At 45.1% G+C, this 13,986-nt stretch carries 14 protein-coding genes; 13 read left to right on the top strand and 1 reads right to left on the bottom strand.

The annotated features are described in order from the left end of the window. The first annotated feature begins 29 nt into the window (after positions 1-29). The 12 genes from BLV50_RS14800 to BLV50_RS14855 all read left to right on the top strand — a co-directional run bounded on the left by BLV50_RS14800 (position 30) and on the right by BLV50_RS14855 (position 10,872). Positions 30-770 (top strand): SDR family NAD(P)-dependent oxidoreductase, encoded by a 741-nt coding sequence (locus BLV50_RS14800; RefSeq protein WP_090808532.1) that lies wholly within the window; start codon positions 30-32, stop codon positions 768-770. A 302-nt stretch (positions 771-1,072) separates the two neighbouring features. Then, positions 1,073-1,762 (top strand): response regulator transcription factor, encoded by a 690-nt coding sequence (locus BLV50_RS14805; protein WP_090808534.1) that lies wholly within the window; start codon positions 1,073-1,075, stop codon positions 1,760-1,762. After that, positions 1,759-2,763 carry a sensor histidine kinase gene (locus BLV50_RS14810; RefSeq protein ID WP_090808536.1) on the top strand — a complete coding sequence of 335 codons (1,005 nt, stop codon included), beginning with the start codon at positions 1,759-1,761 and terminating at the stop codon, positions 2,761-2,763. Before BLV50_RS14805 ends, BLV50_RS14810 begins: the two co-directional genes overlap by 4 nt. Positions 2,764-2,863: 100 nt before the next feature. Further along, a complete protein-coding gene (locus BLV50_RS14815; RefSeq protein ID WP_072734101.1) occupies positions 2,864-3,619 on the top strand; it encodes an ABC transporter ATP-binding protein in 756 nt (251 codons plus the stop codon). Beyond that, positions 3,616-5,541 carry an ABC transporter permease gene (locus tag BLV50_RS14820; RefSeq protein ID WP_072734100.1) on the top strand — a complete coding sequence of 642 codons (1,926 nt, stop codon included), beginning with the start codon at positions 3,616-3,618 and terminating at the stop codon, positions 5,539-5,541. Before BLV50_RS14815 ends, BLV50_RS14820 begins: the two co-directional genes overlap by 4 nt. A 157-nt stretch (positions 5,542-5,698) precedes the next feature. After that, on the top strand, positions 5,699-6,067 hold the full coding sequence (locus BLV50_RS14825; RefSeq protein WP_090808537.1) for a CDP-alcohol phosphatidyltransferase family protein: 369 nt from the start codon (positions 5,699-5,701) through the stop codon (positions 6,065-6,067). A 54-nt stretch (positions 6,068-6,121) separates the two neighbouring features. Continuing rightward, positions 6,122-6,604: a GNAT family N-acetyltransferase gene (locus tag BLV50_RS14830; protein ID WP_072734098.1), complete on the top strand. Its 483-nt coding sequence runs from the start codon at positions 6,122-6,124 to the stop codon at positions 6,602-6,604. A 22-nt stretch (positions 6,605-6,626) separates the two neighbouring features. Beyond that, positions 6,627-7,052, top strand: coding sequence for a GNAT family N-acetyltransferase (locus BLV50_RS14835; protein WP_063564137.1), 426 nt, complete (start codon positions 6,627-6,629; stop codon positions 7,050-7,052). Positions 7,053-7,092: 40 nt separating this feature from the next. Further along, positions 7,093-7,530, top strand: a complete 438-nt coding sequence (locus tag BLV50_RS14840; protein ID WP_090808539.1) for a GNAT family N-acetyltransferase — start codon at positions 7,093-7,095, stop codon at positions 7,528-7,530. 106 nt (positions 7,531-7,636) lie between these two features. Continuing rightward, the gene (locus BLV50_RS14845; protein ID WP_256337960.1) at positions 7,637-8,059 is read left to right on the top strand and encodes a hypothetical protein; all 423 of its coding nucleotides are present in this window, start codon (positions 7,637-7,639) and stop codon (positions 8,057-8,059) included. Between the two features lie 199 nt (positions 8,060-8,258). Continuing rightward, positions 8,259-9,479 (top strand): RtcB family protein, encoded by a 1,221-nt coding sequence (locus BLV50_RS14850; RefSeq protein ID WP_090808541.1) that lies wholly within the window; start codon positions 8,259-8,261, stop codon positions 9,477-9,479. A gap of 214 nt (positions 9,480-9,693) precedes the next feature. Beyond that, positions 9,694-10,872 (top strand): DUF4272 domain-containing protein, encoded by a 1,179-nt coding sequence (locus BLV50_RS14855; RefSeq protein WP_090808543.1) that lies wholly within the window; start codon positions 9,694-9,696, stop codon positions 10,870-10,872. Positions 10,873-10,984: 112 nt separating this feature from the next. Here BLV50_RS14855 and BLV50_RS14860 read toward each other — a convergent pair whose 3' ends face one another. After that, positions 10,985-12,022 (bottom strand): LacI family DNA-binding transcriptional regulator, encoded by a 1,038-nt coding sequence (locus BLV50_RS14860; RefSeq protein WP_063564142.1) that lies wholly within the window; start codon positions 12,020-12,022, stop codon positions 10,985-10,987. 524 nt (positions 12,023-12,546) lie between these two features. Here BLV50_RS14860 and BLV50_RS14865 point away from each other — a divergent pair. Continuing rightward, on the top strand, positions 12,547-13,923 hold the full coding sequence (locus BLV50_RS14865; protein WP_240321348.1) for an ABC transporter substrate-binding protein: 1,377 nt from the start codon (positions 12,547-12,549) through the stop codon (positions 13,921-13,923). The last annotated feature ends 63 nt before the right edge of the window (positions 13,924-13,986 follow it).

The raw sequence follows: 13,986 nt of genomic DNA on the forward strand, positions 1-13,986 counted from the left end.
GCACAGAGCGAGAGAAAGGCGGGGAAAATATGGGACTAAGGTATTTTATCATTACAGGTACATCCAAAGGAATCGGCAAACAGCTTGCGGAATTGTTATTGGAAAAGGGAGATCACGTCTACGGTATTGCACGCAGAACGTCTGACTTGGAGGAAGCCTATGAGCGTTACCAGCATGTTCAGTTTGATCTGGCAGATATTCATAGCATCGACGATCTTGTCTCAGGCATATTGGAACAGATTCCACCGCAAGAAGTTGAATTCATCGGGCTCATTAACAATGCAGCGATGCTGGAACCGTTGAAATCGATAGATCGGTGCAGTGCAGAGGAGATCAGTCTTAATCTGAACATCAGTTTGGTAGCGCCTATGATTCTGACTTCATCTTTTATACAACATACCAACCACCTGACCACTCGCAGAAAAATAGCCAATATATCGTCGGGGTCAGGAAGTTATCCGGCACCTTCAATGGCATCTTACTGTGCCTCCAAAGCTGGAATAAACATGTTCACCCAGTGCGTAGCGATGGAACAATCCGGGCAGCCCAATCCCGTTGAAGTGATTGCATTCGATCCAGGGATGGTAGATACTGAGCTACAGGCTGTGGCAAGAGGCAAAAATGCAGAGGAATTTGCACTGTCTGAGGTATTCGGTCAGGTCTATGAAGCAGGCCAATTAAGATCGCCACAAGATGTCGCAAAGCAATTGATAGAACGGATGGAAGAAATCAGTGATCCAAGCAAGGTCCTCCATACTATGGAGGGATAACAGATTAAAAGTTATAAACGTTTAGATTCATCTAAATTGGTAAGAGACTATGGATTTTACTTTGCCTCGACAATTTGTATTGTTCTATGTAATAGCAGCAGGAGTGGAAGAGACGGAATCGATTCTGAAGAAGCGGTAGCGTTCGCCTTTGTCACCTAATTTCTACATTTAATAAATTTAATAAAGGAAATTTGGGGACAACAGCGATCGGAAGAACGATCCGTATCTGGAACGGTCCCCCGTAGATTGTCAAACAATATGCTTCGGGCAATACCCAAGAAGAACAGAAACGTGGTGAAGGTATGTTTAAAATTATGCTCATTGAAGACGATGAATCGTTATTCAGTGAAATCAAAGAACGGTTATCCCAGTGGTCATATGACGTGTATGGCGTGAGAGATTTTGGCAAAGTGATGCAGGAATACAGTGCCATTCAGCCACAGCTAGTGATTATTGATATTCAGCTTCCCCAGTATGACGGATTTCATTGGTGTCGCATGATTCGAGCCCATTCCAATGTACCGATTATCTTTCTGTCCTCACGTGATCATCCTACGGATATGGTCATGTCGATGCATCTGGGCGCAGATGATTTTATCCAGAAGCCCTTCCATTTCGATGTGCTGATTGCCAAGATCCAGGCGACCCTGCGTAGGGTGTATAACTACAATACAGAGCGGATTGAGCTGCGCACATGGCGTGGGGCTACCATTGAATATGTGAAAAATACACTTACCCATAACAATGAATCTGTCCTTTTGACCAAAAATGAAATGTTCATTCTCAAAGTGCTAGTGGAGCACAAAAATCAGATTGTGACCCGGGAAGACCTGATTCGCAGCTTATGGGATCATGAACATTTTGTGAGTGATAACACGCTGACAGTCAACGTCAATCGCCTTCGTAAGAAGCTAGAGCCGCTAGAACTCGATAGCTATATCGAAACGAAAGTAGGTCAGGGCTATATGGCAACAGAAGAGGCGGAAGTATGATTCGCAAATACATACGGGAAAAGCTCAGCTGGCTAGTGTTACTTATAAGCATGCAGCTCATCATTTTATTTGTAGCCTATATCGACACGTCCATTCCATTCCGATCTGTAGCGTATATCGTCGTGCTGAATGTGGTGGTATGCATTGTGTTTATCTGGGCGAGATATCCAAGAGAGACTCGTTTCTACAAAAGATTAACTGCCTGGGATCACACCTATGATCCAGGGGATTTAGATATCGTTGAAAGCCCTTATGAACGGATTGTGCACGATGCTGTCACTTCCCAGACCGAACGTTATCGGAAGGAGTCCTCAGCTCATTTTATTTTGCTGGAGCAAGAAAAGGATGAGATGCTGTCCTGGATTCATGAGGTGAAGACGCCCTTAACCGTGCTACAATTAATGATTGAGCGAATGCCGGATGACAAGCTGCAGGGTCAGATGACGTATGAATGGCTGCGAATTCACCAACTTCTCGATCAGCAGCTTCACCAGAAGCGTATTCCATTTATGCATAATGATTTGTTTGTGGAAGAAACAGAGCTTGAACCGATTTTGAATGGCGAGATTAGAGCTTTGAAGTCGTGGTGTATATCCAAACGGATTGGCTTCGACGTGTCATTAGATGTGACAAAGGTGCTGACAGACAGCAAATGGTTAGGTTTTATCATACGGCAGCTGCTTAGTAATGCCGTGAAATACAGCCATTCCTCTGACATTGTCATTGAAAGCAAGGAACAGGATGGGCACATCATATTGACCATTCAGGATTATGGAAGAGGGATCGAAGCGCAGGATTTACCACGTATCTTTGATAAAGGCTTCACTTCAACTCAGGGTAGACTGGAAGGAACGGCAACGGGAATGGGCTTGTATTTGACCCGACAGGTGGCACAAGCACTTCGTATAGACGTTAAAGTACAGTCTGCTCCCGGAGAGGGCACTAGTGTCAAGCTAACCTTCCCGAGAAAAAATGACATGATCCACCTAGCAGGCGTGTGACAACATTGTCACATGCTTTTTGGTTTTGTTCGGTGAATCGCACGATAAATTGGAGCATCCCGCCTATGATGAAGATATACCAGAGAGGAGTGAGTGGGATATGTGGATACTGGAAGCCAAAAAAATTCATAAAGTCTATGGCAACAAATTAAATAAACAGGAAGTCCTCAAGGGGATTGATCTGGGGGTAAGCAAGGGAGAGTTTGTTGGCATTATGGGACCTTCCGGCTCAGGGAAAACGACATTGCTCAATGTCCTTTCCTCGATTGATCGGGTAAGTCAGGGCACGATTGAAATCGAAGGCCAGGAGTTTACCGGCATGAAGGAGAAACGGCTGGCTGAGTTCCGCAAAGACTATCTCGGATTTATTTTTCAGGATTATAATCTGCTGGATACCCTCACCGTGAAGGAAAATGTATTGCTGCCGCTCTCGATTACGAGTATTCCGAAGCAGGAGGCACACCTGAAGTTCGAACAAATCGCTCGTGAACTGGGCATATACGAATTGAAAGACAAATATCCGTCCGAAATTTCGGGTGGACAAAAGCAGCGGACGTCGGCTGCGCGTGCGTTTGTGCATGATCCGAGCATTATTTTCGCTGACGAGCCGACAGGTGCACTCGATTCCAAATCGGCTTCGGACCTGCTTGGCAAAATGGGTGATATGAACAGGAAACATCAGGCTACGATTATTATGGTTACACATGATCCGTTTGCCGCAAGTTATTGCAGCAGGGTGATTTTCATTCGGGACGGTCAGATCTACACTCAATTAAATAAAGGAGACGAGTCCCGGCAATCCTTCTTCAACGATATTATCAAAACTCAGGGCGTATTGGGTGGTGTGCAGCCATGAGTCTGAACTACATCATTTTTCGCAATCTGAGGAAAAACCTGAAGAATTATTATCTTTACGTCTTCGCCCTGATCTTTAGTGTGGCGCTGTATTTTTCCTTTGTGACATTGCAGTATGATCCCTCCATGAATGAGGTTGCTGAATCAACGAAAGGGGCTGCCGCGATAGGGGCCTCGTCCGTGTTACTGATTGTCATTGTGGGCATTTTTCTGCTCTATGCCAATACAATCTTTATCAAGCGACGCAGTAAGGAGATCGGTTTGTTTCAGCTAATCGGACTGACGAAAGGGAGAATATTTGGCATCTTGAGTGCGGAAAATTGTATTCTCTACTTTGGTTCTATGGTAATCGGTATTCTAATCGGGTTTCTGGGTTCCAAGCTGATATTAATGATTTTGTTCAAAATTATTGGCGTTGATGCGATAACAAAACTATACTTCTCACCGATGGCGCTGTTGCAAACGCTGATTGTCTTTGCGGTCATGTACTTGCTCATCATGCTGATGAATTACCTGTTTATCCGAGCACAGAGCATCCTATCGCTCTTCCGAGTATCTTCTACAACGGAGCAGCAGGTACAGAAGTTATCTGTGGGGCAGATTCTGATGGGTATCTTGGGTATTGCTCTCATCGTGTTCGGTTACATCTTGTCTGCACGGCTGTTCAGCGTCGAGAAATTGGATATGCAGCAGTTAATGTACACCATGATTTTGATTTTGTTCTCGGTTATTCTGGGGACATATCTGTTCTATAAAGGTTCCGTCAGTTTTCTCTTTAATCTGATTCGCAAAAGTAAAAAAGGCTATCTCTCCATTAATGAGGTATTGTCGTTATCCTCCATCATGTTTCGCATGAGGTCGAATGCCTTGCTACTGACCATTATTACTACCGTATCTGCACTCGCCATAGGTTTGTTGTCGCTCAGTTACATTTCCTATTATTCGGCAGAGGCACAAGCCAAGGAAAGCCTGCCGGAGGATTTCTCTTTTGCTCAGGCGAATGTAAAGGATCGTTTTGTAGCTGAGCTGGATAACAAACAAATTCCGTATGAAGAAAAGCACAGACAACCTTTATATATTGAGATTGATGCATCGAAGGTCATGAATGACTCCCTGTCGGAAGATCGATTGTTCAGCAGTGTGTTAAGTGACAGCATGGTGGATAACATCGACCTGAAACCAGGCGAAGTTATTTTCATGGGATATGGCAATGTGATTCAGCAATTCTTTTCTATTAAGGATGAAGGTCCCATTGTTCTTCACGGGTTGAAGAAAACGATTGACCAGCAGCTAATCGGAACCACGAAACAGGGCGTGCTTCCCGTATACTATAACCAAGGCACGCCCGTGACGGTTGTGGATGAATTGGTTTATGCAGAGCTTGCGCAGGATCTTGATCCAAAACTTCAAAAAGGGCAAGCGACCGATTATTACGGTGTGCAAATTACAGATTCGAGGCAAGACGAGAATGCATATGCTATTTTTGCAGATCTGCAATTGAAGGCCCCAAGCTTCTCCCAGATCGAGTTCAGAAATAATCAACGTACCAGTATGGGCCTGATTATGTTCATTGTTGGTTTCCTGGGACTCACCTTCTTGATTACATCCGGGTGTATCCTCTATTTCAAACAAATGAATGAGAGCGAAGAAGAGAAATCAAACTATACGATTCTGCGCAAACTCGGGTTTACGCAAAGCAATCTGTTACGCGGAATTCAGTTCAAGCAGTTGTTTAATTTCGGCATTCCCCTTGTTGTGGGACTGAGCCATAGTTATTTTGCCGTGAAATCAGGCTGGTTTTTCTTCGGTACAGAACTTGCCACACCGACTGTAATCGTCATGATAGTGTATACGTTGTTGTATTCCATCTTCGGCCTGTTGTCCATATGGTATTACAAACGAGTGATTAAGGAATCATTGTAGACCAGAGGATGAGGAACAGAGGAATACATTAAAAAATTCCGAAGAAGGGCAACTGTATGATATACAGTCTGCTCTTTCTTTTTTTGTGAAAAAAAGGAGGATGGCGCAAGGGTGGAGAAATCACAACATATTGGAGTGAAGTAGAGGGAGGTTTTCCATGAACCTGGCTAACAAGATTACCCTGGCAAGAATGACATTGATTCCTTTATTTATGTTGTGCTTCATCCCGTTGCCATCATGGATACAGGAGTCGAGTGAACTTATTCGTTTTTTGGATCAGCATGGTCTGGTGATTGGCGTTATTATTTTTGCACTGGCTGCGGGTACGGATAAGCTGGATGGGTATGTGGCCCGAAAATATAATCAGATCACCAATCTGGGGAAATTGCTTGATCCACTGGCAGATAAACTCTTGATTTCGGTTGCACTGATTATGATGGTTCAGGAGAATCTGATCGGTTCATGGATTGCTGGCGGCAGGAGTTACGCTGTTCTCAGGATTGAACTATATCTTAGTAAATTATAGACTACTGAAATAAAGAACCCCTGCGAAACCTAACGGAAAGAAGGAAATAATCTCATGTTATCGATTCATAAGGCGGATTACCAACATAAATCAACTTTGCGTAATCTGATGGAATTGTACAAATACGATTTTAGTGAGTATGACCCGGAAGATGTTAACGAAAACGGGTTATATGAATATGTGTACCTGGACCATTATTGGACAGAAGCGGGCAGATATCCTTTTTTGTTTCGGGTAGAAGGACAATTGGCGGGATTCGCACTGATTCGTGAAATCGAGAGTGAACAGGGAACGAGTATATACGCTATGGCAGAGTTTTTTGTAATGAAAAAATACAGAAAGCTGGGAATGGGTGCGCAAGCGGCCATCCATGTGTTCAACCTTTTCCCTGGGACATGGAAAGTAGCGGAGATGGAGACGAATGAGCCTGCTCAGATTTTCTGGCGTAAGGTCATCGCACGCTATACCGATAATAAATACCAAGAGGTTAGAGAGCCTGACTGGGAAGGTCCTATTCAGATGTTTACCACGAAGTAATGACGAGAAGGAGGAGAAGAGGATGTCCCAAATAAACATCAATCCAAGTACTTCAGAGGATTCAGAGTATGTTCGCCAGCAACTTATCGCATTTAATGCTGCGCATGTGAGCGAGGAATTAAGGCATCGTTACGAAGAACTGAATTTCAATATCAAAAATGAGACCGGCGAGATAGTTGCAGGTGTGCTTAGTACACTTTGCTGGAACTGGCTGGAAGTTGATATTCTTTGGGTGGATTCTGAACAACGGCATCGGGGATATGGTTCTCAGTTGTTGCTTGAAGTTGAGCGAATTGCGCGAGAGAAATCCTGTGACTTCATCCAATTGAACACATTCTCATATCAAGCACCGGAATTTTACAAGAAGCATAGCTACCAATTGATCACAACGATCGAGAATGCACCGACCGGACACAGTCATTATTATTTTAAGAAGGACCTAACGTAAGACAGCGTATGTGAAATAGGGCAAAATCAGGAGGGTTATTATGGTTACCATTAAAGCAATCGAACTTGAGGATTTACCGGCGCTAAGCCAATTATACAACGAATTGATGGGTACACCGACTAATGAACAACAGATGCAGAAGATGTTTCATTATATCCAGCAAAATGGGCACTACCATGTACTCGGTGCATTTTACGACGACGAACTGGCCGGATCGGTTATGGGTATTGAATGTATGGATCTGGCGGGTCAGTGCAATCCCTTCATGGTTGTGGAGAATGTGATTGTATCCGATCGGGTACGCAGACAGGGAATTGGTCAGAAGCTTATGCTTCAGATTGAGCACATTGCGAGAGATCTTGGATGTGAATACATGATTCTGGTGTCTGGCGATCAGCGCAAAGAGGCTCATATTTTCTATGAAAAGCTGGGCTTTAAAGATGAGAAAGTTCAGGGTTACCGGAAGCATTTTAATTAATCAATATATCACGGAAAATGTCTAATAGATAGAAGGACTACTTAAGGAGCAGGGCGAATAAGGCATAGTCTCGAAATAAATGAACTGATATGAGGGAGGCACTCTCGTGTTCAAAAAATGGGCTAATGTCTTGATGATTCTGAGTTTGGTATTCGCTGTATGTTCCCCAACATCCTATGCCGCTGCCAAGACGGTTAAAGTGACCGTGACGCTTGTCAGTGCAGAACTGGTGGAGAACAATTCCGTTGGTAATGAATGGGCTATAGGGGCAAGTGTGAACGGCAAGAGCCTGGAGGAGGGTTCGTCGGTCACGTTGAATCTGAAACCTACAGATATGCTGAAATTACAAGCGAATGCCGAAGAGCAGGACAAAATCCCTGATCTAGGGAGCAAAAGTATGAACGTTAAGGTTTCCTCCATTACCAAATCAATCAACAAGACTCTATCGGTTGTCGTGACGGAGAACAGGGGCCGTTATTCGGGTAACACAGCGACGTGGGAGTTCAAGTTTAAGATCAGTAAGAAATAAAATAGGGACTGATCATGTAAAAGAGAGCCTAGCTCTCTTTTTTTACTTTATACGGATATCTTTGAGCTGAAGGAATGTATAGTTTCGGGAAGGGTCCCTCTTTGGTAAAATAAAGAAAGTTGTGGGCAGGGACGTATATATTTAAATGTACATATTTAATTGTAAGTTTTAATGAAGACAAAAGGAGGTTAACCAGATCATGCGTATCGTAGATAACATTAAAGTCTGGGGGGAGCCGCTGGAGAATGCGGTAAGTCAGGCGGTGACTTGCTCGCAGTATGGAGATGTACTGGGCGTGGCTCTAATGGCAGACCATCACAAAGGATATTCACAGCCCATCGGGGGCGTAGTTGCCTACCGGAACATGATCAGTCCGTCAGGGGTTGGATATGATATTGCCTGCGGTAACAAGGCAGTGCGCACCAACCTGATGTGGGATGATATACGGGATCAGATTGCTTTGATTATGGATGATATTAATGCGACCATATCCTTCGGTGTAGGACGCAACAATCCAAATCCTGTGGAGCATGAGCTGTTCGACGATGCCAGCTGGAAGCTGTTTGATTCCATTGAGCCTGGACTACAACACAAGTTGAAGACACTCGCGCGCAACCAGCTCGGGACTGTGGGCAGTGGTAATCATTTTGTTGATATTTTTGTGGAAGAGGCGACGGGTAAAGTATGGATTGCAAACCATTTTGGCAGTCGTGGCTTTGGGCATAAGGTCGCCAGTGGTTTTCTGAATCTGGCTGCCGGACGTGCGTTTAGTGGCAAAGCGCCGGGAGAATCGATGGACCAACCACCAACACTGTTTGACCTCAAGAGTGAAATGGGTGATATGTATTGGGACGGGATGACATTGGCCGGCCGGTATGCATACGCAGGGCGCGATTATGTGATTGAGCAGGTTCTGGGCATCCTCGGAGCGAGCGCAGAATATTCGGTTCATAACCATCATAACTTTGCCTGGAAAGAACAGCATATGGGCGAAGACGTGGTGGTGGTCCGCAAAGGAGCAACGCCGCTGGCACCGGGCCAGCTCGGTTTTGTGGGCGGAAGCATGGGAGATATCTCGGTGATCGTGGAAGGAATCCACAGCGAAGAGAATACCGAGTCTTTCCGCAGCACCGTGCATGGTGCAGGGCGCACTATGAGCCGAACCCAGGCGGCTGGCAAAATGAATTATAAGTTGCGTACACGCATGGGTGGGGAGATCAGCGAGGAACAGATGCAAGCGGCGATTCGTGCCTATGGTGTGGAGCTTCGGGGTGCAGGAACGGATGAAAGTCCATTTGTGTACAAGAAGCTGCAGGATGTGCTGAATGCGCATGCGCATACCTTGAAAATCAACCATATCATGCGTCCCGTAGGTGTCGCGATGGCCGGGGGCAACGAATTCGACCCGTATAAGGACTAGTTAGATATGTTCAACTCAACATTTACACAACAACGGAGAGGACAGAAATAACCTGAAGAAGCGAAGTGTTCGCCTTTATCCCCGGATTTTTCCCTTTGGAGAAGGGAATCAACAAAATCTGGGGATAACAGCGACCGGAAGGTTGTTCTGTCATCGGAGTGCCAGTGTAAATATTTATTAGTTGAACTTATATAGAAAGAAGAAGGTGAACCTCATGAGAAATTGTGCGATATACAGCTCGCAGTTTGACCTGGATCAGTTGTTTGAAATGATACAATCCATATACCCTCAGGATACAATTGAGCGTAAGGAAGACAAAACCCATATTCAAGTTACACGCAAGAAGTTATTTAGTAAGAAGACAAAGGGCTTCAATATCATGACGAGCCAGACCTACCCTGAAGAATTTACTGCAATGATTCAGGGGATGCTGGGATTTCTAAGTCAGATTGAGGGAAAGAATGCTGCGCTGCAGGAAAAGGTACTTATTAAATGCTCTACACTGAATATGGTTGTTGGGATCGAGACAGAAGAAGACATTTCCGAAGAATTCTTTAATGAATTATTGCATCTGGCCGATGCCCTGGATGCAGTCATCTTCTGGGGAGGTGGCTCCTTGCTGAATGCGCAAGGTCAGCTGCTGTTGGATGTCAACGGAGAATCCGAAGTAGAGGATTACAAAGTGACAGCGCACACCAGTTTTCTGGATGATGCCAGACCCCCATCGGAATCTGCAATGCAGCGTAAAGAGCGCTCCGAGCAGCTTCTAACGGAGCAAGGAATCCCATTCAATGTTCATTTACCTGCAAGAGCGGAGGATGAGCATACAACGATCCGCAGTGTAGAACAAGTCGCAGATCGCGCGGTAGCCCTCTGTATTGCAGCTCTCAAGGGTGAATGCCTGGGGGCGGGGGAGAGCGCAGAAGATACAGCAGCGCTGGTCCAGGAAGTGATCGACAAGTATGATGCAGCTTCATTCTTTTCACCTGTGGAGAGAAGATTTGTGGAGCAGCATGGGGCAGAGCATCAGGAGGTTATCTCCTTTTCATGGGGATATGAGGCTTATCATGTGATGTTATGGGCGCTTGGCTACGTCAAGGAACTTGGAGCACCAGTAAATCTTTGTAACGTAGGACAAGATGTAGGGTATTTGCAGCAATGTGACGATGTTGAAGCCTTTGTAGCCGGGGCACAGCTTCGCTCCAAAAGTGAGATTTTGGATGCAGCGGATCTAATCTACCGGTACAACTGGGTGTGTGTAGACAGTCGTGTGAAGGAGCAAACACCTCCCGGGGGTCTGAATGGCGGAGTGGCCTACGAACGTCACCGTGCGCTCAATTGGCTGATCTGTTATCTGGATCAAGATTGGGATGATGTCCGGACAGATACGTAGAATGGACTTTTAACATCAACTATTTTTTATTTGACATTCAAATTCAAATACCCCCAAGCCAGCCGAACACTGGATATGGGGGTGTTTTGCTGTCTATGGTTACCTTGCCGTTTTATCCGCTATGTCTTCCGTACTGTTCCCGAATCATCACATCAGCAAGAATCAGCTTTTTCTCCACACTGCTCTCCGGGTTGACAATTCGCCATAACATCTGGTCAACCGCACGCGCACCAAGCAATTCCTTGTTCACATTAACTGTGGCGAGTACAGGGATATTATCATACACATTATCGAAACCGGTGACTACGCACTGGTCGGGTACACTAATCCCAATACTTTCCAGAGCCTCGATGGTGTATAGCGCATAGAAGTCATTGGCACAGACAAAAACCTCAGGCAAATTCCCCTCATGAATGACCGAAGTGAACGTCTTGCGAAAATCATCCACATCCGGGCTGCTTAGTTCGGGGATCTGATTCATTTCCAATCCATGCCCCATTAATACCGAAGTATAGGCGACCCATCGTTCATAGAAGCTGTGCGCATCACTGGTATTTCCAACAAACTGAAACCGTTTGAATCCCTTGCGCAGCAAATAGAGCATAATGTCACGCATGGAAGCAAAGTTGTCTGTGAAAATACTGTCACTGTGAAAGACGGGGTCCAGATGATCCACCATGACGACGGGAATGCCCAGACGCTTAATTTCAAGCAGAATGGGTGTGGAGATAGAACCAACCGTAATAATGCCCCGAATGGCATCCGGATTCAGCAACGTGAACAGTTGATCCGCAGAAGGCTCTGTCAGAGTAAGAATATTGATGCCTTTCTGGTTCAGTCTGGAGGATATCCCGTTAAAGACAGGCCCCCAATATACGGATTCCTGATTCTGATAACGAACATTAGGAAACAAAATCAAAATGGTGCCACTCCACCGCGTGTTCTGCGGGTCCTGAAGTTCATTGCTGCTATACATATCACCAGACAACATGCTGTTATCTTTGAAATATCCAAGTTTGCCAGCGGCCTTAAGAATAACGTCCCGTGTCTGCTCACTAACACCTGATTTTCCGGACAGTGCTCGTGAGACCGCAAATTTCGACAGACCTGTAAAATGTGCAATTTCCTGAATTGTTACCTTCGTCTTCATCATACCATCCTTACACTCGTAGTTCTGCCGTATTCCTTACATTGTGCAATAAAGCTGTTTCTAGTATATCATGATGTATTTCTCTTAATCTAATAACGGCTGTAGAAGTGAAAATGTTAGTGTTCCATACATGTACCGACGAAAATAGACCTTGGCGAATGGACGTGTTGCAGGAGAAAAAGGCGAATTTTGAATGGGTTATTATCTTTTTGTTATTTTATAAAATAACAAAATAATCAAAAATGATTTTCGTTTTGGATATGGAAGTACTCAGAATGGTATTCGGATAATATGCTATATCATAAGGTATTAAAGCGATATAACAGCATTTTATCAGAATAATTAGAAAATGTTAACAATAAAAATGTTGACGCTTACATTATGCTATGTTAAATTTTGTTTGTCAAAACCAAACGATAAAATAACAAATGGTGGTGGTCGTCGAATTTCATTAGGGTAAATGAAAGTCAGGGAGTTATGCCGGACCATGATTTGTATACACATTCGGGGAGGTTGTTAAAATCGTGACTAGAAAATGGAACGTTTTGCCGCTCATGTTATTGGTCGTAATGCTTTTTGTATCCGCTTGCAGTGGTGGGGGGACGGCTCAGCCGGCTGATGATGCACCAGCGAATTCGGGCAATAGCACTGGAACCGTCGAGACAGACAAAGAAGGCGGAACAGAAGAAGTGGCCGTAGATGTACCTGATTTGGGTGGACGTGTCATCAAGGTTGCGGCCTGGTGGGATCTAAAGCCAGCGGGGGAGACCGCATCGGATAAGGCTAGACTGGATAAAATCGCTGAAGTCGAGAAGAAATACAACGTGAAAATTGAGTTTGTAAACGTGCCATTCGAAGAATACATGAACAAATTTACCACGACAGCGCTAGCTGGCGAACCGTTCGCAGACATCGTTCAGATGGAGTACAAATCCGCATTACCCGCCATCCTCAAAGGGCAACTGCTTCCGATCTCCGAATTCACCACAGCTGAGAATAACATCAACCAAGAGGCAAACCTGATCACGAAATTCCCTGCCATCGCAGGCAACTACTACGCATTTGAATCTCCAACCAGCATCGGTCTGGGACTTCACTATAACCGTGACTTATTCAAGAAGTTGTCGCTGCCTGATCCTCAGGAGCTATACAACAAAGGCGAATGGAATTGGGATAAATTCATGGAACTGGCGAAACAGGCGACCAAAGATACGGATAACGACGGAAAAATTGACGTATACGGGTTCTCTGGCTGGGCCATCGACGTACTTCGTCACTTTACTGCAGCCAATGGCGGCACGATCGTAGACGACGAACATTCAAAAGAAGGATTATCCGATCCGAAAACGATTGAAGCTGCCGAATTCGTCAAACGCCTGTATAACGTCGAGAATGTTGTGAAAGTCAAAACAGGCGACAAAACGAACTGGGAGGAAAGCAACACATTCAAGGATGGAGATGTGGCTTTGTTCACTGCTGCGGAATGGCAGTTGGGCGATATCACCTTTGCTGCTGGAGTCGTACCAATTCCGAACGGTCCTCAGGGCAACAAGGATGTAACATACGCCAACAACGCTGCCTCAGCAAAATTCATTCCCAAAGGTGTGGAAGATCCTAAAATGGTATACCAAATCTATGAAGAAACCTTCGACATTCCGCAGATTGAAGAGTACCCAGGTCAGGATTACCTGGAAAGCCGTTATACCGACGAGAAGGACATCGCTATGATTCGCGAGCATATCGCGGGAACGGGCCGCATCCTGCTGGATGACGCCTACGCGGGTTATCCAATCGGTGACTATGTAAACGACATTATCAAAAACAATGCTTCCGTTACAGCAACGGCTGAGAAGTATAAAGCGCAGGCACAAGCGGCAGTCGATAAACTTGGCAAACAGTAATACCAGCATGATTCAGACAGGGGTACCTCGTGTCCGGGCTCACGCACGGGTACCTCTTTTCCT

This window comes from Paenibacillus sp. 276b (genome assembly GCF_900107875.1).
In the GTDB taxonomy this organism is placed as follows: domain Bacteria; phylum Bacillota; class Bacilli; order Paenibacillales; family Paenibacillaceae; genus Paenibacillus; species Paenibacillus marchantiae.